This is a genomic window from Limnohabitans sp. Bal53, from assembly GCF_003063355.1.
Taxonomy (GTDB): domain Bacteria; phylum Pseudomonadota; class Gammaproteobacteria; order Burkholderiales; family Burkholderiaceae_C; genus Limnohabitans_A.
The window spans coordinates 1-23,360 of the sequence record NZ_NESH01000002.1 but is presented as its reverse complement, the minus strand read 5'-3'; the positions used below and the strand labels follow the sequence as shown (position 1 = coordinate 23,360).

22 protein-coding genes are annotated in these 23,360 nt (G+C 58.2%); 10 read left to right on the top strand and 12 right to left on the bottom strand.

Features of this window, described 5'->3' with window-relative positions:
* The first annotated feature begins 40 nt into the window (after positions 1-40).
* Positions 41-2,227, top strand: a complete 2,187-nt coding sequence (cphA, locus tag B9Z50_RS05035; RefSeq protein ID WP_108362620.1) for a cyanophycin synthetase — start codon at positions 41-43, stop codon at positions 2,225-2,227.
* Between the two features lie 43 nt (positions 2,228-2,270).
* Positions 2,271-4,847, top strand: a complete 2,577-nt coding sequence (gene cphA / locus B9Z50_RS05030; protein WP_108362619.1) for a cyanophycin synthetase — start codon at positions 2,271-2,273, stop codon at positions 4,845-4,847.
* Positions 4,848-5,065: 218 nt separating this feature from the next.
* Here the strand turns inward: cphA (B9Z50_RS05030) and B9Z50_RS05025 are convergent, their stop codons facing one another.
* The 5 genes from B9Z50_RS05025 to B9Z50_RS05010 all read right to left on the bottom strand — a co-directional run bounded on the left by B9Z50_RS05025 (position 5,066) and on the right by B9Z50_RS05010 (position 10,138).
* On the bottom strand, positions 5,066-6,019 hold the full coding sequence (locus tag B9Z50_RS05025) for a nitronate monooxygenase family protein (RefSeq protein WP_108362618.1): 954 nt from the start codon (positions 6,017-6,019) through the stop codon (positions 5,066-5,068).
* A 214-nt stretch (positions 6,020-6,233) separates the two neighbouring features.
* Positions 6,234-8,024, bottom strand: coding sequence for an acyl-CoA dehydrogenase (locus B9Z50_RS05020; protein ID WP_108362617.1), 1,791 nt, complete (start codon positions 8,022-8,024; stop codon positions 6,234-6,236).
* A 15-nt stretch (positions 8,025-8,039) separates the two neighbouring features.
* Positions 8,040-8,420, bottom strand: a complete 381-nt coding sequence (locus B9Z50_RS17405; RefSeq protein ID WP_146183166.1) for a hypothetical protein — start codon at positions 8,418-8,420, stop codon at positions 8,040-8,042.
* Between the two features lie 27 nt (positions 8,421-8,447).
* Positions 8,448-9,380 carry an electron transfer flavoprotein subunit alpha/FixB family protein gene (locus tag B9Z50_RS05015; protein ID WP_108362616.1) on the bottom strand — a complete coding sequence of 311 codons (933 nt, stop codon included), beginning with the start codon at positions 9,378-9,380 and terminating at the stop codon, positions 8,448-8,450.
* Positions 9,381-9,382: 2 nt separating this feature from the next.
* Positions 9,383-10,138, bottom strand: coding sequence for an electron transfer flavoprotein subunit beta/FixA family protein (locus B9Z50_RS05010; RefSeq protein ID WP_108362615.1), 756 nt, complete (start codon positions 10,136-10,138; stop codon positions 9,383-9,385).
* A 295-nt stretch (positions 10,139-10,433) separates the two neighbouring features.
* Here B9Z50_RS05010 and B9Z50_RS05005 point away from each other — a divergent pair, with 295 nt between their 5' ends.
* From B9Z50_RS05005 to B9Z50_RS04995, 3 genes are all read left to right on the top strand, one after another.
* Entirely contained in the window at positions 10,434-11,456 is a 1,023-nt protein-coding gene (locus tag B9Z50_RS05005; RefSeq protein ID WP_108362614.1) for a TRAP transporter substrate-binding protein, read from the top strand.
* Between the two features lie 77 nt (positions 11,457-11,533).
* Positions 11,534-12,028 (top strand): TRAP transporter small permease, encoded by a 495-nt coding sequence (locus B9Z50_RS05000; RefSeq protein ID WP_108362613.1) that lies wholly within the window; start codon positions 11,534-11,536, stop codon positions 12,026-12,028.
* Entirely contained in the window at positions 12,025-13,317 is a 1,293-nt protein-coding gene (locus B9Z50_RS04995; RefSeq protein ID WP_108362612.1) for a TRAP transporter large permease, read from the top strand. The genes B9Z50_RS05000 and B9Z50_RS04995 overlap by 4 nt, the downstream gene beginning before the upstream one ends.
* Here B9Z50_RS04995 and B9Z50_RS04990 read toward each other — a convergent pair.
* From B9Z50_RS04990 to B9Z50_RS04980, 3 genes are read right to left on the bottom strand one after another with little or no spacing between them, the layout of a single operon-like run.
* Positions 13,286-14,578, bottom strand: a complete 1,293-nt coding sequence (locus B9Z50_RS04990) for a mechanosensitive ion channel family protein (RefSeq protein WP_108362611.1) — start codon at positions 14,576-14,578, stop codon at positions 13,286-13,288. The two genes, B9Z50_RS04995 and B9Z50_RS04990, sit on opposite strands and share 32 nt — an antisense overlap.
* The gene (locus B9Z50_RS04985; protein ID WP_108362610.1) at positions 14,566-15,366 is read right to left on the bottom strand and encodes an enoyl-CoA hydratase; all 801 of its coding nucleotides are present in this window, start codon (positions 15,364-15,366) and stop codon (positions 14,566-14,568) included. Before B9Z50_RS04985 ends, B9Z50_RS04990 begins: the two co-directional genes overlap by 13 nt.
* A gap of 35 nt (positions 15,367-15,401) precedes the next feature.
* Positions 15,402-16,355 carry a histone deacetylase family protein gene (locus B9Z50_RS04980; protein ID WP_108363549.1) on the bottom strand — a complete coding sequence of 318 codons (954 nt, stop codon included), beginning with the start codon at positions 16,353-16,355 and terminating at the stop codon, positions 15,402-15,404.
* 179 nt (positions 16,356-16,534) lie between these two features.
* Between B9Z50_RS04980 and mltB the strand changes: the two genes are divergently transcribed.
* The 4 genes from mltB to B9Z50_RS04960 all read left to right on the top strand — a co-directional run bounded on the left by mltB (position 16,535) and on the right by B9Z50_RS04960 (position 20,270).
* Positions 16,535-17,713 carry a lytic murein transglycosylase B gene (gene mltB, locus B9Z50_RS04975; protein WP_370463066.1) on the top strand — a complete coding sequence of 393 codons (1,179 nt, stop codon included), beginning with the start codon at positions 16,535-16,537 and terminating at the stop codon, positions 17,711-17,713.
* Entirely contained in the window at positions 17,710-17,931 is a 222-nt protein-coding gene (locus tag B9Z50_RS04970) for a TIGR02450 family Trp-rich protein (protein ID WP_108362609.1), read from the top strand. The genes mltB and B9Z50_RS04970 overlap by 4 nt, the downstream gene beginning before the upstream one ends.
* A 217-nt stretch (positions 17,932-18,148) precedes the next feature.
* On the top strand, positions 18,149-19,816 hold the full coding sequence (locus B9Z50_RS04965; RefSeq protein ID WP_108362608.1) for a choice-of-anchor I family protein: 1,668 nt from the start codon (positions 18,149-18,151) through the stop codon (positions 19,814-19,816).
* Positions 19,817-20,126: 310 nt separating this feature from the next.
* On the top strand, positions 20,127-20,270 hold the full coding sequence (locus B9Z50_RS04960) for a TIGR02450 family Trp-rich protein (protein ID WP_108362607.1): 144 nt from the start codon (positions 20,127-20,129) through the stop codon (positions 20,268-20,270).
* Positions 20,271-20,478: 208 nt separating this feature from the next.
* Here B9Z50_RS04960 and B9Z50_RS04955 read toward each other — a convergent pair whose 3' ends face one another.
* A complete protein-coding gene (locus B9Z50_RS04955; RefSeq protein WP_108362606.1) occupies positions 20,479-21,273 on the bottom strand; it encodes an alpha/beta fold hydrolase in 795 nt (264 codons plus the stop codon).
* Positions 21,274-21,305: 32 nt separating this feature from the next.
* On the bottom strand, positions 21,306-21,695 hold the full coding sequence (locus B9Z50_RS04950; protein WP_108362605.1) for an MAPEG family protein: 390 nt from the start codon (positions 21,693-21,695) through the stop codon (positions 21,306-21,308).
* 528 nt (positions 21,696-22,223) lie between these two features.
* On the opposite strand from B9Z50_RS04950, the gene B9Z50_RS04945 reads away from it, so the two are divergent.
* A complete protein-coding gene (locus tag B9Z50_RS04945) occupies positions 22,224-22,556 on the top strand; it encodes a GYD domain-containing protein (protein WP_108362604.1) in 333 nt (110 codons plus the stop codon).
* Between the two features lie 199 nt (positions 22,557-22,755).
* Here B9Z50_RS04945 and B9Z50_RS04940 read toward each other — a convergent pair whose 3' ends face one another.
* Both B9Z50_RS04940 and B9Z50_RS17895 read right to left on the bottom strand, forming a co-directional pair.
* Entirely contained in the window at positions 22,756-23,151 is a 396-nt protein-coding gene (locus B9Z50_RS04940; protein WP_108362603.1) for a DUF3804 family protein, read from the bottom strand.
* The coding region (locus tag B9Z50_RS17895) for a hypothetical protein (RefSeq protein ID WP_233249773.1) at positions 23,148-23,360 on the bottom strand (213 nt) is incomplete at its 5' end. The genes B9Z50_RS17895 and B9Z50_RS04940, both read right to left, overlap by 4 nt.

The following is a 23,360-nucleotide window of genomic DNA, read 5'->3' as shown; positions in this document are numbered from 1 at the left end:
CCGCGATCGAGCGCCGATTCTATCGCTGCCCCCAAAAAGCATGAGCGCACACCCCACTTCCCACGCGATCCAGTTCCTGCGCATGACCCATCTGCGCGGGCCCAACATCTGGACTTACCGCCCTGTCATCGAAGCGCTGATCGACATTGGCGACTTGGAAGACTGCCCCTCCAACACCCTGCCCGGTTTCGCCGAGCGTCTGGCGGCTTGGCTGCCCGGACTGGTGGAGCACCGCTGCAGCGTGGGCGAGCGCGGCGGCTTTTTGAAGCGCCTTGAAGAAGGCACTTGGCCCGGCCACATCCTGGAGCATGTGGCGCTGGAGCTGCAAACCCGCGCCGGCATGCAAACCGGTTTTGGCAAAGCCCGCGAAGCGGGGCCACGGGGGGTTTACAAGGTCGTCATCCGCACCCGCCACGAAGCCGTGAGCCGACTGGCCCTGCTGAGCGCTCGTGATTTGGTATTGGCTGCCATCGCCAACCAGCCCTTTGACGTGGCCAGCCACATCGCCCAACTGACCCAAATGGTGGACAGCTTGTGCATTGGCCCCAGCACGGCCAGCATCGTGGATGCAGCCGCAGACAGAGGCATCCCCCACATACGTCTGAATGACGGCAACCTGGTGCAACTGGGCTATGGCCAGCGACAGCGCCGCATCTGGACTGCCGAGACCGACCGCACCAGCGCGATTGCCGAAGGCATCTCCAAAGACAAAGACCTGACCAAACAGCTGCTGAGCATGTGTGGTGTGCCTGTGCCCGAAGGTCAGATCGTTGGCAGCCCCCAAGCGGCTTGGGAAGCTGCTCAGGACATTGGCCTGCCGGTCTGTGTCAAGCCCACCGATGGCAACCATGCCCGGGGCGTGTCGCTGGAACTGTCGCGCCAAGAGGACATTGAAGCAGCCTACGGCATCGCCCTGGCCGAGGGCAGCGAAGTCATCGTCGAGCGTTTCATCTTGGGCGAGGAACACCGCCTGCTGGTGGTCGGTGATCAAGTCGTGGCGGCCAACAAAGGCGAGACCGCCAGTGTGGTGGGCGATGGCGTGCTCACGGTGCAAGCACTGATCGAGTTGCAGATCAACTCCGACCCCCGCCGCGGCGAAGAGGAAGACTTTCCGCTGGACACCATCCGCCTGGACGAACACACCACCTCGGTGCTGGAGCTCCAGCGCCAAGGCCTGAGTGCCGACAGCGTGCCCGAGGCGGGCCGCAGCGTGCTCATCATGCGCACCGGCAACATGTCCATGGACGTGACCGACCTGGTGCACCCCGACGTGGCCGCCCAGGCGGTGCTCGCCGCCCGTGTGGTGGGCCTGGACATCGCTGGGGTAGACCTGGTGGCGCAAGACATCTCGAAGCCACTGGGGCCACAAGGCGGCGCAGTGGTCGAGGTCAATGCGGGCCCAGGCCTGCTGATGCACCTCAAACCGGCTACGGGTCAGCCCCGCCCGGTGGGACAGGCCATTTCGAACCATCTGTTCAAGCCCGAAGACAACGGCCGCATTCCGGTAGTGGGCATCATGGGCGATGGCGACACGACCCGAGTCGCACAATTGCTGGCCTGGTTGCTGCACCTCAAGGGCCTGCACACCGGGCTGTCTTGTGCCAACGGCTTCTTCTTGAACCAGCGCCAGCTGCCCACCCCGGACGGCATGGATTGGGCCCAAGCGCAGCGTTTGCTGATCAATCGGGGCGTACAAGCGGCCGTGTTCGAAAGTGATGCCCGCCATTTGCTCGCCCAAGGCCTGCCCTATGACCGCTGCCAAATTGGCATCGTCACCCGCATGCCCCGCGCCACCGGCCTGGACGACCTGTACCCCGGCGGGGATGAAAAAATGTCGGGCTACATTCGCACCCAAATCGATGTGGTGCTGCCCGAAGGCATGGCGGTGCTCAATGCCGCCGAACCTGAAGTCGCCGCACTGGCCGATTACTGCGACGGCAGCGTGTTGTTGTATGCCGACGATGAATACAACCCTCGCCTGCAAGCACACCGCAGTGCAGGTCACCGCGTGGGCTTCTGGCGTGACGGCCAGCTGGTGCTGGCCCATGCCGCCAAAGAACATCTGGTGCTGTCAAGCCAACGCCCGGCCATCGCCAAGCATCTGAAAACGGACAGTCTGAACACCCACGACATGCTGGTGGCCGCCTGCGCAGCATGGGCCTTGGACATTGGCACCGACCTGATCCGAGCCGGGATCAAAAGTTACGGCAGCCTGCCCACGGCCTGAAGCCAAGTCTCACGCCACCCCATTTCCCTTGGACACACCTTTCATGCAAGTCTCTCGTATTCGCGCTTTGCGTGGTCCCAATTTGTGGAGCCGCCACACCGCCATCGAAGCCATTGTCAGCTGCAGCCCTGAAGACTGCGGCCTGTCGGCGCAGCACCCCATTGAGCAGCAGTTGCGTCGCATCTTCCCTGAAGTTGGACCCTTTGACGGACAGCGCCCAGGGCAAGCGGCCACGCTGGCCCATGCCCTGGAAAAAGTCACCCTGAGCCTACAGGCACATGCAGGCTGCCCCGTGTCCTTCAGCCGCACCACGCCCACCGAAGAGCCGGGCATGTTTCAGGTGGTGGTGCAGTACACGGAGGAAGCCGTAGGGAGACTGGCGCTCAGCCTGGCCGAGCAACTGTGCCAAGCTGCATCGGTCGGCGCTGGCTTTGATCTGGAAGCGGCCATTGCCCAACTGCACGAACTCGACGAAGACGTGCGCCTGGGGCCTTCTACCGGGGCCATTGTGGACGCGGCGGTCGCACGGGGCATCCCCATCCGTCGCTTGACCGATGGCAGCCTGGTTCAGTTTGGCTGGGGCGCACAGCAGCGGCGCATTCAGGCCGCCGAGACCGACACCACCAGCGCCATTGCCGAATCCATTGCGCAAGACAAAGATCTGACCAAAAGCCTGTTGCATGCCGCAGGCGTGCCGGTGCCCATGGGCCGCCCGGCCCATAGCTTGGACGAGGCATGGGCCATTGCCCAAGAGATCGGCCTGCCCGTCGTGGTCAAGCCACAGGATGGCAACCAGGGCAAAGGCGTCACGGTCAACATCACCGCTCGTCAGGCGTTTGACAACGCCTATGCCACAGCCGAACGTTATGGCACTGTGTTGGTGGAAAAGTTTTTGCCAGGCCACGATTACCGCCTGCTGGTCGTCGGTGACCGACTGGTGGCTGCCGCACGGCGCGAGCCACCGCTGGTGGTGGGCGACGGCAAACACACGGTGCGCCAATTGGTCGACCAGGTCAATGCCGATCCACGCAGGGGCGAAGGCCACGCCACCTCTCTGACAAAAATCCGTTTTGATGACATCGCCATTGGCCGCTTGAATGCGCAAGACTTGGAGCCCGAGTCGGTGCCCGCCAAAGGCCGCCGCGTGATCCTGCGCAACAACGCCAATTTGTCCACCGGTGGCACGGCCACGGATGTGACCGACGAAGTCCACTCCGAAGTGGCCGCCCGTGTGATCGCCGCGGCGCAAATGGTGGGCGTGGACATCTGCGGTGTGGACGTGGTGTGCGAATCACTCTCGCGCTCACTCGAAGAGCAAAACGGCGGCATCGTCGAACTCAACGCCGCCCCGGGCCTGCGCATGCACATCAGCCCCTCTTTTGGCAAAGGCCGGGACGTCGGCAATGCGGTGATTGACCACATGTTCCCAGACGGTGGCAATGGCCGCATCCCGGTGATTGCGGTGACCGGCACCAACGGAAAAACCACCACCGTGCGATTGATTGCTCACTTGCTCAAAGCCCAGGGTCTGCGTGTGGGCATGACCAACACCGATGGTGTCTACGTCAATGGCCGTCAGACCGATTCAGGCGACTGCAGCGGCCCGCGCAGCGCCCGCAATGTCCTCATGCACCCCGATGTGGATGCCGCAGTGTTCGAGACCGCACGGGGCGGCCTGCTGCGCGAAGGCCTGGCCTTTGACCGCTGCCAAGTGGCGGTGGTGACCAACTTGGGTGCAGGCGACCACTTGGGCCTGAACTACATCACCACCTTGGAAGACCTCTCTGTGCTCAAGCGGGTGATCGTGCTCAACGTGGCGCCCTCGGGCATGGCTGTGCTCAATGCCAACGACCCGGCCGTCGTGGCCATGGCCCGACATTGCCCAGGTGATGTGACCTTTTTTGCACTCGACGCCAACCACCCCGTGCTGGCCACGCACCGTGCCCAAGGCAAACGTGTGGTACACGTGGAAGAAGGCGCCATCGTGGCTCAAAAGGGCAAACAGATGTTCCGCATCCCGCTCAGCCAAGTGCCGCTCACACGCCAAGGACAAATCGGATTTCAGACAGAGAACGTGCTGGCTGCCGTGGCCGCGGCATGGGCTGTTGATGTGCATTGGGATGCGATCGCCCAAGGCCTTGCCAGCTTCATCAGTGACATCCAGGGCGTGCCCGGCAGATTCAACTTGTTCGACTACCGCGGCGCGACCCTGATCGCCGACTATGGGCACAACCCCGATGCGATTGCGGCTTTGGTGCAGGCCGTGGACAACATGCCCGCGAACAAGCGCGTGGTGGTCATCAGCGGTGCTGGCGACCGACGCGACCAGGACATCCGTGATCAGACACAAATTCTGGGCAAAGCCTTCGACGAGGTACTGCTTTACCAAGACGCCTGCCAACGCGGACGACAAGACGGTGAAGTGATCGGTTTGTTGCGCGAGGGCTTGCAAGGGGCTTTGCGCGCCACCCATGTGCAAGACATCCAGGGTGAATTCAATGCCATCGACACCGCTTTGTCGCGCCTGTCATCGGGCGACTTGTGCTTGATCTTGATCGACCAGGTGGAAGAATCCCTGGCCTACATCACAGAGAAAGTCAAAGCAGACCTAAACGGCTGAACGCATCGCCACCAGCGGCTTCCATCTATAACCGTCTCAAGCCATGGCCACGCCCACACTGGCCAAGCAGTGGCCACCACATCCGACATGGGTCCGTAAAACGCCAAGTGGTGCATCACAATCAACAAACAACCTGCAGCCTTGAACGCAGCGATCAAAAAATAACGCCCCGAAGGGCGTTGTGAGATGTTGGACAAGGCAGGCTCAGACAGCAGCCATCACAGGGCTAGGCGGGCGCGGGCCGCTTGGTACTGTGCCTTGAACTGGGCCACCAAATCGGCCGTGCTTTGCACCGACTGGATCGCGCCAATGCCTTGGCCACAACCCCAGATGTCTTTCCAGGCTTTTTTAGCGTCACCACCAAAATTCATCTTGCTGGGGTCCGACTCGGGCAAATTCTCAGGGTCCAGGCCCGCGGCGCGGACGGATGGGGCCAGGTAGTTGCCGTGCACACCGGTGAACAGGTTGCTGTAGACGATGTCATCGGAGTTGCTGTCCACGATGGCTTGTTTGTAAGCGTCGGCCGCACGCGCTTCGTGCGTGGCAATGAAGGCCGAGCCGATGTAGGCGAAATCCGCGCCCATGGCTTGGGCCGACAAAATCGCATCACCTGTGGCGATCGAGCCGGACAAAGCCACCGGGCCATCGAACCACTGGCGGATTTCCTGAATCAAGGCGAATGGGCTTTTCACGCCCGCGTGACCACCCGCGCCAGCAGCTACGGCGATCAGGCCGTCTGCGCCCTTCTCGATCGCCTTGTGCGCATGCTTGTTGTTGATGATGTCGTGCAGCACCACACCGCCGTAGCTGTGGGCGGCGGCATTGATCTCTTCGCGTGCGCCCAGCGAGGTGATGATGATCGGCACTTTGTATTTGACGCACATCGCCATGTCATGCTCAAGGCGATCGTTGCTCTTGTGCACGATTTGGTTGATGGCAAAGGGCGCGGCAGGCTTGTCGGGGTTGGCGGCGTTGTAGGCAGCCAAGGTTTCGGTGATCTCGATCAACCACTCTTCGAGTTGTGCTGCCGGGCGGGCGTTCAAAGCGGGCATGGAGCCGACGATGCCGGCCTTGCACTGCTCGATGACCAGCTTGGGGTTGCTGATGATGAACAGGGGTGAAGCGATGGCGGGAAATGGCAAGTTCGCCAGAACGGGGGGCAGCTTGGACATGGGGTCTCCTGAAAATATGGGTCTATTGTGTGGGGACAAACGCATTAAACAGTGTCGGCGCGGCGACAAGTTGTCGAAGACTCAATCGCACCAGCGCCGAAGGGATTTCGCGGTCTGAGACCGCTCCTACGGAAGTCACACATCACCCTGTAGGAGCGGTCTCTGACCGCGATGGGGTGTGGGGCACGCCCCATGCACCCCGAGCAGCCTCGGCTCAGAAAGCGTCCAGCGCCATCGCCGTCACGCTGCCAGCGCCTTCCACGATGCTGTCACGGATGCCTGGGGCCTTGGACAGGATGTGGTCGGCGTAAAAACGCGCGGTGGTCACTTTGGCGACCATGAAGGCGGCGTCTTGGGCTTGCGCCTCAGGCGTGATCGCCACCAGCAAGGCGCGGCCCATTTGCCAGCCCGCCATCAGGTTGCCCGCCAGCATGAGGTAAGGCACGCTGCCTGCGAATACGTCGTTGGGGTGGGCCTTGGTGTTGCCCGCCACAAACTCGACCACGTCCACAAAAGCTTCGCGGGCGGCTTTGAGGCGACGGGCCACAACCTGCGCGTCAGCGTTGCCAGAAGCTGCGAGTTCGCTCTCGGTCTGGGCCACTTGCGCGGCCAAGGCCTTGGCGGTTTGGCCGCCGTCGCGAGCAGTCTTGCGACCGACCAAGTCATTGGCTTGAATGGCGGTGGTGCCTTCGTAAATGGTCAAAATTTTGGCGTCGCGGTAGTACTGCGCCGCACCCGTTTCTTCGATGAAGCCCATGCCGCCGTGCACTTGCACGCCCAGACTGGTGACTTCCAGGCTCATCTCGGTGCTGTAGCCCTTGACCAGTGGCACCATGAATTCATAAAACGCCAGGTTTTGCTTGCGCACCTCGGCATCGGGGTGGTGGTGCGAGGCGTCGTAGGCGGCGGCGGCCGTGGCGGCCATGGCGCGGCAGCCTTCGGTGTAGGCGCGCATGGTCATCAGCATGCGGCGCACATCGGGGTGGTGAATGATCGGGCCAGCAGCGGGCAAGCTGCCATCGACCGGGCGGCTTTGCACGCGGTCGCGGGCGTACTGCACAGCACGCTGGTAAGAGCGCTCGGCAATCGCGATGCCCTGCACACCCACTGCGTAACGGGCGGCGTTCATCATGATGAACATGTATTCGAGGCCACGGTTTTCCTGACCCACCAAATAACCCACACCACCGCCGTTGTCGCCAAACTGCAGCACCGCTGTGGGGCTGGCCTTGATGCCCATCTTGTGCTCGATGCTCACGCAGTGCACGTCGTTGCGATCGCCCAAAGAACCATCGGCCTTGACCATGAATTTGGGCACCACGAACAGGCTGATGCCTTTGACGCCTTCAGGTGCGCCCAAGACACGGGCCAGCACCAGGTGCACGATGTTTTCGGCCATGTCATGCTCACCGTAGGTGATGTAGATCTTGGTGCCGAAGATTTTGTAAGTGCCATCGGGCTGCGGTTCAGCGCGTGTGCGCACAGCGGCCAGGTCTGATCCCGCTTGTGGCTCGGTCAGGTTCATGGTGCCGGTCCACTGGCCGGAGATCAACTTTTCCAAATAAGTGGCTTTGAGTTCGTCGGAACCCGCCGTGAGCAGGGCTTCGATCGCGCCATCGGTGAGCAAGGGGCACAGCGCAAAAGCCATGTTGGCCGAGTTGAGCATTTCGCCGCAAGCTGCGCCAATGGTTTTGGGCAGGCCTTGGCCACCAAAGTCAGCGGGGTGCTGCAGGCCTTGCCAGCCGCCTTCGGCGTACTGCTGATAAGCCTCTTTGAAGCCGGGCGTGGTGGTCACGCCGCTGCCGTTGTGGAAGGACGGGTTCTTGTCGCCTTCCCAATTCAAGGGCGAGATCACGTCCTGGTTGAGCTTGGCGCACTCCTCGAGCACCGCTTGGGCGGTTTCCAAACCAGCGTCTTCAAAGCCGGGGATCTGCGCGATCTGGTCGATGCGGGCCAGATGCTCGATGTTGAAAAGCATGTCCTTGAGGGGGGCGATGTAGCTCATGGTTTATCTCCTGATTCAAATGGGTGTCGGGATCAATATCGCTGAGAAGGGTGTTTGTTCGCAGCTCAGGCAGGAGCCTGGCGCGGGGCTCGATTCGCCACTCAGGCAGGGGCCTGCGGCGGGGCTCAGAGGCGCTTCGCTTTGCCGCATCGCCCCGCCGCAGGCCCCTGCCTGAGCGGCTGCGTTCAGGGTAATTTGAACGGCTGCTGTTTCCATGGGCGACATCCCAACAGGGCTCCCATGGGTTTGACATTTCACAGTGGGCGCAAAGGGCTTGAAACGCAGTGCGCCGGGTTCGGTGGCCGGGGCTGGCGATGTGGCAAAGCGAAGCGCCTCTGAGCCAGCCCCGGCCACCGAACCCGGCGCACGGAAAAAACGTGGACCCTGTTTCAGCATGAAAGCGTTCCAGGGCCCGTCAAACGATCAAAGTGCCTGTGTCAACTCAGGCACAGCCGCAAACAAATCGGCTTCCAGGCCAAAGTCGGCCACGCTGAAGATCGGCGCTTCGGGGTCCTTGTTGATCGCCACGATCACCTTGGAATCCTTCATGCCCGCCAAGTGCTGGATCGCACCCGAGATGCCTGCTGCGATGTACAGCTGAGGCGCCACGATCTTGCCGGTCTGACCGACCTGCAGGTCGTTGGCAGCGTAACCGGCATCGACTGCAGCTCGGCTGGCGCCAATCGCAGCCCCCAGTTTGTCGGCCAACGGGGTCATGACTTCGTTGAACTTTTCTGAGCTGCCCAATGCACGGCCGCCAGACACGATGATCTTGGCGGCGGTCAGTTCTGGGCGGTCGTTCTTGGCGATTTCGCTGCCCTTGAAACTGCTCTTGCCGCTGTCAGCTTGCGCAGCAGAAGTTTCCACGGCGGCGCTGCCACCGGTTGCAGCTGCAGCGTCAAAGCCGGTGGTGCGCACGGTGATGACTTTGGTGGCATCAAGGCTTTGCACGGTGGCCATAGCGTTGCCCGCATAGATCGGGCGCTCGAAGGTGTCGGCCGAGAGGACTTGTGTCACATCGCTGATTTGACCCACATCCAATTTGGCGGACACACGGGGCGCCACGTTCTTGCCCGCAGCCGTGGCGGGAAACAAGATGTGGCTGTAGTTGGATGCAATGGCCAGCACCTGGGCGGCGACGTTTTCGGCCAGGCCATGGGCCAGCGCTTCGCTGTCGGCGTGGATCACTTTGGAAACACCAGCGATTTGGGCTGCTGCTTGTGCTGCGGCAGCGGCATTGTGGCCAGCGACCAGCACGTGCACATCACCACCGCAAGCGGCAGCGGCCGTGACGGTGTTCAAGGTAGCGCCTTTGATCGAGGCGTTGTCGTGTTCAGCAATAACGAGTGCGGTCATGGTCAGATTACCTTTGCAACGTTTTTCAATTTATCCACCAGCGTGGCCACATCGGGCACCTTGATGCCGGCGCTGCGCTTGGCAGGCTCGGCCACCTTCAGGGTCTTGATGCGGGGGGCCACATCGACACCCAAATCTTCCGGTTTGAAGTTGTCGAGCTGCTTTTTCTTGGCCTTCATGATGTTGGGCAGCGTCACGTAACGCGGCTCGTTCAGGCGCAGGTCGGTGGTCACCACCGCAGGCAAGCTGACGCTCAGCACTTCCAAACCACCGTCGATCTCGCGCGTCACATGGGCTTTGCCATCCACAATCTCGACCTTGGAGGCAAAGGTGGCCTGGGGCAGATCGGCCAATGCCGCCAACATCTGGCCGGTTTGGTTGCAGTCGTCATCAATGGCTTGTTTGCCCAGGATGATCAAACCGGGTTGCTCTTTATCCACCAAGGCCTTGAGCAATTTGGCCACGGCCAAGGGCTGCAGGTCCAGGTCAGCGGGGGTCTCGACCAGAATGCCGCGATCGGCACCAATGGCCATGGCCGTGCGCAGGGTTTCCTGGCATTGAGTCACGCCGCAAGAAACAGCGATCACTTCGGTGGCAAAACCTTTTTCTTTCAAGCGAACGGCTTCTTCGACGGCAATCTCGTCAAAGGGGTTCATGCTCATCTTGACGTTGGCAATGTCCACGCCCGAACCATCGGACTTGACACGGACCTTGACGTTGTAGTCCACCACCCGTTTGACGGGAACGAGAATTTTCATGAAAGCTTCTCCATTGATATCAAAACCCAAGCACCTAGAAACGCCGTGATGTCATTGACGTTACGTAAACGTCAATTGTGCATCAAAACCGCCAAACAGGCACCGCACATTTCTCAAAAAAGCACGGTCGTTCGAATTTTAGACCGGATTTTTGAAAACCATATTGATCACTTGCCTATCCTACCCCCGGGAATTCACCGACCAATCGGTAGGTAAATCAGGGTTAACATGGATTTCCTTGAGGATCGTTCGATATTACGATTATGTTTTGTAACCAAATCAATGGAGCAATTGGATGAAGAAAACTTTGATTTCCGTGGCTGCAGCAGCCCTTGCCAGCTTCAGTGGCTTGGCACAAGCCCAAACCGTCTTGACCGTTTCAAGCTGGGTTCCGCCCACGCACGGTCTGTCGATGTCGCAAAAAGAATGGTGCGCCGACCTGGCGGCCAAAACCACCAACCGCGTGCGCTGCAACATCCTGCCCCGCGCTGTCACGCCTGCACCCGGCACTTTCGACGCTGTCAAAAATGGTCTGGTCGATGTGTCCTTCACCGTCCATGGCTACACCCCTGGACGTTTTGTGCTGTCTCAAATGGCCGAGTTCCCATTTTTGGGCGACCGTGCTGAGCCCCTGTCGGTGGCATTCAACCGCATTGCCAGCAAGTACCCAGAATTCGCAGCCGAACACCAAGGCGTGAAGGTCCTCGGTTTCTTCACCCATGGTCCAGGCATCGTGTTCAACACTAAAAAACCCATCACACGGGTGGAAGACCTCTCCGGTCTGAAGTTCCGTGTGGGTGGCGGCATGGTCAACGAGATCTCCAAAACTCTGGACATGAACGTGACACTCAAGCCCGCCCCAGAATCTTATGAACTCTTGTCAAGCGGCGTGATGGACGGCACCCTGTTCCCCGCTGAGTCAACGGACTCCTTCAAGATCGACAAGATCATCAAACACGCCACGCAGTTTCCAGGCGGCCTCTACAACACCAGCTTCGTCTTCATGATGAACCCTGCCAAGTACAACAGCCTCTCCGCTGCTGACAAAAAAGTGGTGGATGAGTTGTCTGGTGAAGCCGTTGCACGCCGCTTTGGCAAAGCATGGGACCGCGTCGACGCTCAGGCTTTGACCAACATGCAGAAAAACGGCGTGAAAGTCATCAAGGCCGACAACAGCTTCGTCAGCGGTGTCACTGTTCGAGTGAGCAAACTCGAGCGTGACTGGGCTCAAGCAGCCAAAGCCAAGGGCTTGAAGGACCCCTCGGGCACTTTGTCTGAATTCCGTGCTGAAATCGCCAAGCTGCAAAATCAAAAGTGATCTGACATACCCCGGGTGAAATACCCGGGTGTGGGAAACACCAGCGGTATTTGCCCATCAGCAAATACCGTTTTTTTATGGGTGAAAAGTTGAAAAAAACTCTCGAAATCCTTTGCGGAACTCTTTCAGGTCTGGCCTTGTTCGCCATCATGGTGCTGACTTTTCTGGATGTTTCGGGTCGCAAAATGCTCTCGCACTCCATCACCGGCTCTTTGGAGCTGACTGAACTGCTGATGGTGGTCGTGATTTTTGGGGCACTGCCATTGGTGTCGCTCAAAGGCGAGCATGTGGTGTTTGACTCATTGGACGTGTTGCTGCCGCGCCTGGTCAGAAAAATCCAGCAAGGCCTGGTTCACTTGGCTTGTGCCACCCTGCTTTTCGCACTGGCCTATTTGATGTGGCAAACAGGCGGGGAATTCGCGGCCACAGGCGAAACCACGGCCCAACTGAAGATCACCAAATCGCCTTTCATCCAAGGCATGGGGGTGTTGTGCGGCTTGACGGGCCTGGTGCACTTGGTCAAGGCCTTCAGAACCAGTGACGAGACCGCGTCCGAAGGGGGCACGCTGTGACCGAAGCCTTGTTGGGATTTTTGGCCATCTTTGTATTGGCCCTTTTGCGCATGCCTTTGGCTTTTTCCATGGGCCTGGTGGGCGTTGTGGGCATTGGCCTCACACGCGGGTGGTTGCCCGCCATGGCCAGCACCGCGCAAGTGGTGCATGAGACCGGTTTTGCCTACACCTTGTCGGTGATTCCTTTGTTCATTTTGATGGGCAATTTTGTGGCTCGGGCTGGTTTGGCCCATGAATTGTTCCATGCGGCCTACACCTTCATCGGACACCGAAAAGGTGGGCTGGCGCATGCAACCATTGCCGCCTGCGCAGGTTTTGGTGCGATTTGTGGCTCATCGATTGCCACCGCGGCCACCATGAGCAAAGTGGCATATCCCTCGATGAAAAAGCTGGGCTACAGCGATGCCATGTCAACTGGCGTGATCGCAGCGGGTGGCACCTTGGGCATCATGATTCCGCCCTCTACCATCCTCGTCATTTACGGCATCATCACAGAGACCCACATCGGCAAACTGTTTGCGGCAGGGGTGCTGCCCGGGATTTTGACGGCCAGCCTGATGATGTTGGCCGTCGTCTTGATGACGTGGCATAACCCGGAACATGCCCCTGCGGGGGAAAAATTCAGTTGGGAAGAACGGCTCAAAGCCGTGCGCGGCATTTGGGGCGTGCTGCTCTTGGTGGTGCTGGTGCTGGGCGGAATTTATGGCGGATTCTTCACCGCCACCGAAGGCGCTGGCATGGGCGCCACTGGCGCATTTTTGTTCGCCTTGGCACGCAAAGCATTGACCTGGAAGGTGCTTGCTCAAGTTCTGGTGGAGTCGGCCCGCACAACAGCCATGTTGTTCACTTTGCTGATAGCCGCCACGATCTTTGCCAACTTCGTCAACTACACCAGCTTGCCTTTTGAACTCAAGGACTGGATCACCGGCTTGGGCCTGTCGCCCATCATGATCGTGGCCGCCATGATGCTGATCTATGTGCTACTGGGCACCGTGATGGAAGAGCTCACGATGGTCTTGCTGACCATTCCCTTGTTCTTCCCCATCGTGGTGGAGTTGGGTTTTGACCCGGTCTGGTTTGGCGTATTGATCGTGATGGTGATTCAAATCGGCTTGATCTCACCACCCGTGGGCATGAACCTGTTTGTGCTCAACACCTTGCTGCCGAATGTGGGCTTGGGTGCCATCTTCCGTGGCGTTTGGCCCTTGGTACTGGTGCTGGTCATCACATTGGGCATCTTGCTGGCCTTTCCAGCCATCAGCCTGTGGCTGCCTTCGATGATGGATTGACCATGTGCATCACCCGCTGCGGGTACGGGATTTCGATCTTGTGCTCGCGCAGCGCGGCCAAGATCAGCATGTTGATGGTCGAGCGCAGCGCCAGTTGGCCGTTTTCTGGATCGGCGATCCAGTAACTCACGGTGAACTCCAGACCATCTGCGCCAAACTGGCTCAAAAAGGCATTGGGGGCGGGGTCTTTGAGCACCCGATCCTGACTTGCGCAGGCCTCAATCAACAGCCGCCGCACCAATTCCACATCGCTGTCATAAGCCACCGAGACCATTGTCGTCTGAGACATTTGGGGATCCATCAGGGTGAAGTTTTCCACCCGGTTGATGATCAAAAACTCGTTGGGGACGATGGACTCGCGGCCATTCAGCGCCCGGATCACGGTGTAGCGCGCCTTGATGTCGACAATGCGTCCTTCAAAACCATCCACCAGCACCATGTCCCCAATGCGCATGCTGCGCTCGGCCAAAATCACGAAACCACTGACGTAGTTGGAGGCCAGCTTTTGCAAGCCAAAGCCAATGCCCACTCCCACCGCGCCGCCCAGCACCGACAAAGCAGTCAAGTCAATGCCGACCGACGACAGCGCCATCAGCAAACCCACAAACATGAGCAAGGCCCGCACCGTGTTGCTGATCACTTTGCGCAGCGACAAGTCACTGCCCGTGGCCGATTTGAGCAAACGCGACTCGATGGCCGCAGACACCCACAGCGCCACAATCAGCACCGCACCTGCTGTGAGTGCCCCCTCGATCAAGGTGCGCACCGACAACACGCTGCCGCCGATTTTCCAGCTGATCTGGTCGAGCTCATGGAGCACCACGGGCAAAATACCAGTAACCCAGAGCACCACGGCGCCCCAAGCCAGCCAAGAAATCGTGCGCTCGAGCACCCGCACAAAGGGCGCATTGGCAAACGCCACCTGCAGCACCTTGACGCCCAAACGGATCACCGCCAACGAGATACACACCGGCAGCAAGACCGCAAACAACGGCGCAGGTTGCTGCTGGGTCAACACAATACGCGCCACAAAAGTCAGCCCCAGCAGCAGCACCGGAAACAGGACGCCATCGACCAATTTGCGCCCCAGCAAAATGGCCAAGTCTTGACCATGAAAAACACGGCGCACGCCCCATGTCATCAGCCAAGCCAGCACCAAACAAACCGCAAAGGCGCCCAAGGCCATCATCGACTCGGGCCGCACCAAAGCGAGCACCAGACTCATCGGATCGACCACCGCCATGTTGCTCATGTCCGCCATGAGGGAGTCCTTTTCTCAATGAAAGCCTGCACGCCTTCTTGCGCCACGTCGTGGACCATGTTGCAGGCCATGGTTTGGCCTGCCAACTGGTAAGCGGATTCGATGCCCATCTCGCGCTGTTGGTAAAACAAAGCCTTGCCCACCCGCACCGCCTCACGCGGTTTGGCCAGGATGGCGTTCACCAAATCATCGACCTGCGCATCCAGCTCGGCCGCCGTGCACACACGGTTCACCAGCCCACGGCTTTGGGCCTCTGCGGCCGAGATGAAGCCGCCCGTCAGCAGCATCTCCATGGCCTGCTTGGCGTGCATGTTGCGCACCAGGGGCACGCTCGGCGTGGCGCAAAACAACCCCACATCGATGCCGTTCACCCCAAACGTGGCGCTGTCGGCAGACACCGCCAAATCACACTGCGCCACCAGCTGGCAACCCGCTGCCGTGGCCAAGCCCTGCACGCGGGCAATGACGGGCACAGGCAGCTTTTGAATGGTCAGCATCATGCGGCTGCACTGGGCAAAGAGTTTTTGGTAGTAGGCCAGCTCGGGCTGGGCCCGCATCTCCTTGAGGTTGTGCCCGGCACAAAAAGCCTTGCCGGCTGCACCCAGCACCACCACACGGGCCTGCTCGTCTTGCGCTACAACCTCAAGCGCTTGCTGCAGCGCGGTCAGCATCGCCTCGCTCAAGGTGTTGAAGCTGGTGGGGCTGTTGAGCGTCAAGCGGTGCACACCACGCGCATCGCGCTCGTGCAGCAACAAATCTTGGCCAGAGGGGGTGTTTGTTTCGGTCATGGTTTCGATTGTGCCAAACCCTCACCCATGCCGTTTTAAACGTCGGCCAGCACGCGCAAGTGCGCTTCCACACTGCGCCCCAGCGCACTCAGGTTGTAGCCGCCTTCCAGACAACTCACGATGCGGCCTTTGGCGTGGCGCAAAGCCACCTCTTTGATGCGTTGGGTGATCCAGGCGTAGTCCTGCTCTACCAGGCCCATCTGGCCCATGTCGTCTTCGCGGTGGGCGTCGAAACCTGCGCTGATGAAAATCAGCTCTGGCTTGTGCGCCTCTAGGCGCGGCAACCACATCATGTCCACCAACTCGCGGATGTCCATGCCCCGGGTGTAGGCCGGCACCGGCAGGTTGACCAAGTTGGACGCGTTCGATGTCGAGCCGCCTTCAGGGTAGAACGGGTGCTGAAAAAAACTGGCCATCAAGATCCGATCATCACCCGCCACGATGTCTTCGGTGCCATTGCCGTGGTGCACATCAAAGTCCACAATGGCCACCCTCTTGAGGCCATGGCGCTCCAGTGCGTACTTGGCAGCAATCGCTACATTGTTGAAAAAACAAAAGCCCATGGCCTTGTCACGGCAGGCGTGGTGACCCGGTGGGCGCACGGCGCAAAAGGCGTTCTCCAGCTCGCCCGCCAGCACGGCGTCGGTCGCGTCCAACGCCGCGCCGGCCGCGACCAAAGCCGCATCCCAAGTGTGGGCATTGATCATCGTGTCCGGGTCCAGGCTGGTGTGGGTGGGGCCGCCGGCGGCCATGTCCTCTCTTAAGGCATCGCCCAAGCCACGCAAAGCCGCCACGTGCATCCGGCCATGAGCCAGCTCAATATCGGCCAGGGATGCAGGACTGGCCTCGCGCCTTTGCAGCGCCAGGTCAACGCCGCTGATCAGCAGCCGGTCTTCGATGGCACCCAATCGATCCGGGCACTCGGGGTGGCCTGGCCCCATTTCGTGCTTCCAGCAAGCTGGGTGGGTGAAATAACCTGTCGCGCCCATGAGTTTGTCTTCCAGATTCATCACAGCCAACAAGGCTGTTATTTTTGAAGAATTGACCTGTTTTAAGGGTTCCAGCTTAGCACGGGCGAACCGCCACGGCGTTTAAACTCAAGGCAATGAATGTGCCCCCAAACCGCTCCACGCCCTCCCTGCGTAAACCTTGTCAAGGCTTGGCCTCCATGGGTCTGGCGCTGTTGCTGGGCACACTGATCACCTACGCCACAACCACCACCTCCGTCAGCGCGCAGACAGCCTCAACTCCCCCAAAAAAGCAGGCCAAACAGCACTCGGCCTCAAGCGCCAAGCTCGCCAAAGCCAAGCCACAGCAGCGCAAAAAAAGCACTACTCCCAAAAAACAAGCCAACCGTCCTGTTCGCGTGGCAGCCATGACAGGCATCGCGCTGGCAAGCACCGCACAAACTCAAGCATGGGTGGAGGATGCCAGCCAGCGCCTGCAACTGGACCCGATCTGGGTCCAAAACACATTGGCCCAAGCCCAGCGCTTGTCCTCGGTCGAACGGCTCGTGCTGCCCCCCAGCAGCCCCACCGCCAAAAATTGGACCGCCTACCGCGCCCGCTTCATCGAACCCATACGCATCCAGGCGGGCGTGCGCTTTTGGCAAAACAACCGCAGTGCTTTGGCGCGTGCCGAGCGTGAATATGGCGTGCCCGCATCGGTGATCGTCGGCATCATTGGGGTGGAAACCTTGTACGGCCAAAACACTGGCAACTACCGAATCCTCGACGCGCTGGCCACCCTGGCCTTTCACTTTCCGAGCGCCCACCCCCGAGCTGCCGCGCGCCAAGCCTTTTTTCAAAGCGAACTGGAGCAGTTTTTGTTGCTCACCTCACGCAGTGGAGCCGATCCGCTGGCCATCCGGGGCAGTTACGCCGGAGCCATGGGCCTGCCGCAATTCATGCCGTCGAGCTGGGCCAAATTTGCCGTGGACTTCGATGGCGATGGGCGCATCGACCTGTTTAGCAGCCCCCAAGATGCCATCGGCTCGGTGGCCAACTACTTCAAGGCCTTTGGCTGGCAAAGCGGCATGTCCACGCACTACCCGGTCAGTCTGACATCAAGCCAGACCCAAATGGACAACCTGCTGGCCCCAGACATCCTGCCCACCTTCAGCGTGGCCAGCTTTGTGGGTCAAGGCGCCGCCCTGTCAGGCCCCGCGCTGCAGCACCAAGGCCCACTGGCCTTGATCGAACTGCTCAATGGCCCCGATGCCCCCAGCTACGTGGCCGGCACGGAGAACTTCTATGCCATCACACGCTACAACTGGTCCAGCTACTACGCCATGGCGGTGATTGAGTTGGCCGAAGCCGTGGCGCGGGAAATGCAAGGCAAGCCATGAACCCGCTCAACCCCAAAAAACTGCTGCTGAGCAAATGGACCGCGGTCAAACCCGTGGCCAAGCAAAAGCACTTTTTGGTCAGCCGGGTAATTCAACCCGAGCAGTTGTCCGATCCGATTGAATTGGTAGAAATCGAGGCGGTGTTTTCAAAGGCGGTTCAGGTCATTGCCTGGCGGGAGCTGCAAGACGACAGCGTGTGGCGGCAGGGTTGGGTTTGACTACCAAAAGATATTTCTGTATAGCCGATCAGCTACCGAGTCAAATTTTTATCAAAAGCTGATGTTTAGGCTGTTACCCCAGTTTGAGATTTTTTTCACCCATTTCGCCCGGAATTTGAGGAATTGCTCTATCGGCCACCCGCTGCCGCAGAATTTTCATCAATGTGTCACAACACATTTTTAGTCTCGAAGTGTTTATAACCATCGGAGAGACCTCATGAAATCCTTGCGACTTTGTCAAAGCCTCATCGCCACCGCTGTTCTGGCCACCTTGGCCGCTTGCGGCGGCAGCAACGACCCTGTATCGGCAACCCCTCTCCAAGCCACTTTAATTGGCCGCTATGCTTACAGCGTTTCTGAGGGCATGTCTGAAATCGTGGCCTTGCATGCTGCCAGCCAATCGGCATTTATCACGGTAGACACCGCCACAGTGCCTACCTCGTTTCAGCGCATCAGCTTGCGCAATTTGAGCAGCACCGCATTGGCCAACCCGACCACAGCCAGCAACTTGGAAAGCGGTGCCACTGTGCAAGTGGCCACCGATGTCAACGATGCCAACTTCACCGCCGATGGCGTACAGACTTTAGCCATAAGCGGCAACTTGCTGGCGATTGCAGTTAAAGCCACGCCCAAAACTCAAAACGGGGTAGTGGCTTTTTACAGTCTGGACAACCAAGGCAACGCCACTTATCTGAAAAAAGTCACTGTTGGCAGCTTGCCTGACGGCATGGCCTTTAGCCCCGACGGTAGCCGCTTGGTGGTGGCCAACGAAGCCGAGATCGATGGCGACAAAGACTTTGTGCTGGCCTCAGACAAATCCAACGACCCTCTGGGTACCATCTCCATCATTGCCATTGCCAACGGCACGCCTGCCGACACAGCGCAAAATTTGGACTTCACCGCATTTGACGACGGTGGATCGCGTGCCAGCGAGCGGCCAGCTGATGTGCGCATCGGAATTGCAGGCAATGATTTTTCTCGCGATGCAGAGCCTGAATACGTCACCATCACCGCCGACGGCAGCAAAGCTTATGTAACGCTGCAAGAGAACAACGCTGTGGCCATCGTGGACTTGGCCAACGCTCGCATCGAGCGCCTCGTCGCCTTGGGCTTCAAAGACCACGGCTTGGCAGCCAACGCTTTGGCTCCTTCTGACAAGGTTAGTGCAACAGCGCCGTTTGAACTCAAGACTTATGCCAATCTGTTTGGCATTTACATGCCCGATGCGATTGCCAGCTTCAGCATTGGCAACACGCCTTACTTCATCACTGCCAACGAAGGCGATGACCGCGACGATTTCTTGGCGACGAGCGAAACCTCGAAGGTCAAAGACCTGGCACTGGACGCCACCGCATTCCCTAACGCTGCTGCACTGCAAGCCGATGCCGAGCTGGGTCGCTTAAATGTGATCAGCACCTTGGGCAAGAACAGCAACAACCAGTACGAAAAACTCTACGCACTGGGTGGCCGTTCGTTCTCGATCTACAACGCCACAACAGGCGCGCAGGTGTTTGACTCGGGCTCCGATCTGGAGCAACGGGCCTACACCACATTGCCCACGGCTTTGCTGGGCAAGAGCCAAGTGATTGGTCGCCTCGACAACAAAGGTCCTGAACCCGAGAGTGTGGTGGTAGGTCAGATTGGCACCAAGACTTACGCCTTTGTGGCTTTGGAGCGCACCAGCGCCATCTTGATGTATGACGTGAGCAACCCGGCCGCTCCCGTGTTTGTACAGTGGCTGCAAAACACCACCGACATGACCAACGGCGACATTTCGCCAGAGGGATTGCAGTTTGTGCCCGCCGCGCAAAGCCCCACAGGCAAGCCATTGTTGCTGGCTGGCTATGAAGTCAGCGGCTCCATGGCGGTTTGGGAAATCAAGTAATCCAGCAACAGGGCAATGTGGCAATGTAACCACATGGCCCTGTTTTATTTGGTCAGAACTTATGAGGCTGCCCGAGAGCAACTGCAACTCTCTAATTCCCGACCTTGCTATGAACACGATCAGATACTTAGGTTACTGATTCCAAGTTTCCTTTGACCAAGGCGCATACTTTGACTGACCTTATGAAGACGATCGTAAATCAGCAACGAAGATTATTGGCTAACGCCGAAAGCCAACCATTGAGTTAGATTACACCCGATCAATTTGGCCTGACTTAGTCGCGGTAATTTTATTTCGATAAAAGCACTTTTTGATCAGCCGGGTGATTCAACCCGAAGAGCCCACGGACCCGATTGAATGGGTAGAAATCGAGGCGGTGTTTTCCAAGGCGGTTCAGGTCATCGCCTGGCGGGATTTGCAGGACGACAGCGCGTGGCGGCAGGGTTGGGTTTGAATTTGGAGTCAGCCTTGAAGCCCAAGGCTGTCACCAAACGCTTTGCCATCTCAGAATCTTCTGCAAGACGGCGTGTGTGTTCAGCCGAGGTACTGGCCTCAAGGTTGGCGGCTAACGGTGTGTCTACTTTGAATGCTGGAGGGGCAGTGTCAGAGCGCTCACAATCATCGTCATCAATTAAAACAAGATCCGCACCATGTTTTCTGTTCTAGCCTAAACGGGTAACAAAAGAGACGATGGCCGCATTGATCTGCGCGGCGTGGGTGATGGGGCCCATGTGCCCTATGCCTTCAAATTCAATGACCTGTACGCGAGGCAACACGGGGACCAACACATCGGCCACCGCGTGGGCGGGCAAAGGTGAGTCCTTGCCTATCATGTACAGAACAGGACATGCCAACTCGGCGAAGGCGCTCAAAGGGGTTGGATCGTTGTGTAGCGCGCTACCCCAGCGGTCCATGTCACGAATGGCCACCAAAATAGCCTCTTTGTGCCTAGGCGGTGTGTTTTCCCAAGTTCCCTCGCCAGACCATAAATCAATAAACATCCGTGCAGCCGCGTCCAAGTCACCGTCTTCGACTGCTTGAGCGCCGGCTTTCCACACCACGCGCATGGCATCCGCACCGTTGGGAGCCGCATGAACCTGGTTCACCAGGGAAAAAAGTGTGGGCTCATAAACCACGACAGCTTGGACGCGCGCTGGATTGGCCAAAGCCATCATCAGCGCAACAGCTGCGCCATACGAATGGCCCACCAAAATGACCGGCTCTCCTGCCTGAAGCATGACGGCCTCAGCAAGCGCAACCTCGTCTGAGAGGCTGAGGTAGGTGCTGCGCGACCAAGCAGGCGTTTTACCTGCCCCATACGCGTCAAAGGCGAGCACATGAAAATGACTACCCAGCGTGTCCATTAGCTCTTTAAATTGACCTGAGCTGCTGCAATTGGAATGAAAGCAAACAACGCCTGGACCAACACCTTGTTCTCTTACAAACGGCATATTCATGTGCGATACCTAACTTTTTTGAGCTGCTTGAGTCAGAAACCGAGAACCCGCGCGTACAGCACAGCCGTACAGCCAAAGCCAATGAGCCAGGCGATGGTGCGAAACCAAGCAACACCAAAGGCATACAGAAGTACGTAGGCAACACGGGCCAGCAGGAATAGCAGCAAGGCTTGGCCTACCATTTCAGCGCCTTGTTTAGACAGGTGCAGCATGATCACTGCCGGTGCGATCAGCGCCAGTGCAAACAAGGAATTGGCAGTGGCGCGCTCTAAACGAAAGGCCATTCCTGTCAACACCAAGCCTTCACGGTTACCGGCCAGAGCGGACAATCCCACTTGCTGCGCCGCTGCCAATACCTGGACAAGGAGGGTGAGCATGACGAGGATGCCGTAGTACGTTAAAAAGGCAAGTTCGGGGGACATAGATTTCCTTCAGTGTGACCACTGAAGTGGCCGTTGGGTTTCGTGACACGGTCATAAGTCAGTGACCGTGGCGTTTTAAACCAAAACAAAAAACCGACTCACTCTGACCTGTTTTCGCAAGTGGTTGGCGAAGGAGGTCCGGCTAGAAAGACGGTCATGGGTGTTGATTGCTAAGTTGATCAGGTTGAATGCTGAGGTGAATTCAAATTATGGTGTTCAACTATTTCCAAAAAATTGCCAAAACATTGGCGCTTGATGCTGTAACGGAATGACAGCAAGGTGCAAGGCTGGCGCAGCCGGACCAGTGGGCCGTACCCTTTTTACACAAAACGCCCTACGCACTCGTTCAGGCTTTTTAAATCATCGGTTTTACCTGGATTGTTGCCAAGCTTTTACCAATTTTTTGCCAATGGACTACAGCCATAGTGAATTTGATTTTTGAAAACTTGTAACGTTCTCGGGTGTTTTTGGACCAAGGTTTGCGCAACACCGTTTTTTATTTTTTGACCTATTTTTAAGGATAAGACCATGGCCGTTTACATGACAAAAGCCAAGTATTCAACCCAAGCCTTCCAGGGAATGCTTGCTAAACCAAGCGATAGAGAGCAAGCCACACGCGCGTTATTCGACGCCTTGGGGGTGTCCATTCACCACCTTTACTTTGAGATTTCAACCGGAAGTGTGGTTGTCATTTCAGAGGGCACCGCCGACCAAATGGCGTGCTTGGGCATGGTCACGGGCGCAAGCGGTGCTTTCGACTCAATAAATGCCACTGAGCTGATCAGCATGAACGCTATGAGCGCTGCCATGGGCACGGCACAACGCATTGCGCAGGCATACGTTTCTCCAAATAAATCGTAATGCAGCATTAGGGCATGCAGCCAAGTACTGCACGTCCCAGGCTTGAGCAAGATCCGAAAGACATCTTCGCCCAGGCTGATTGCAGTGGCCTCTTCAAACCGCTGCCGGAGCTTGAGAGTAAGGCCTCACAGTCTCAAGCCTGTCAGTGGACTTTTAAACTGTGCCGCCCTTCGCCATAGCGTAAGACAGGTCTGGTCGCTTAGAACCAAGCGGCTGAATCGGCTTGTCCACTCGAGCGCTGCACCCAAGAAAAGTACCAAAGGCCATCTATCTTTTGAAAAAGAGCTGTGACGGTGAAAACGTCATCGTTTGGCTCGCCCTTGTAAGTGAACGTCGCAACTTGCGTAAAGGCCGCAAAGGCACGGTCGCCATACACATCTAGTCGGTGAACCTTGCTCAAGCCGATAGACTGCATGACCAAGTCACCTGATGCGAACATGTTTGCAAAGCCTGCCGCATCAAGTGGGTTCCCGCTCGGGCGTATGAAACGAAAATCAGGCGTCGTGCGGGTCTTAACAACGTCGACATTCTTTCCGACAGAACTAAAATTTTTGATGAGCGCTTGGATGCCATCTTCATTAATTGCTGAACTCATTCTGGGTTTCCTTGATGACGCGTTATAGCGTATACGATTTGAATAAAAGAATCAGCCCTGCACAGGCATGCGTGTGTCAGGCTGACCTTGCCCCCGAAAAACGTACTGCTTAGCTGATGGTTAAAAATCAGTTCAAGGAGAACGAGATGAGTGAAACGAGGAAACGGGCCAAGTACACGCTGGAATTCAAGATGGAGGCGGTCAGGCTG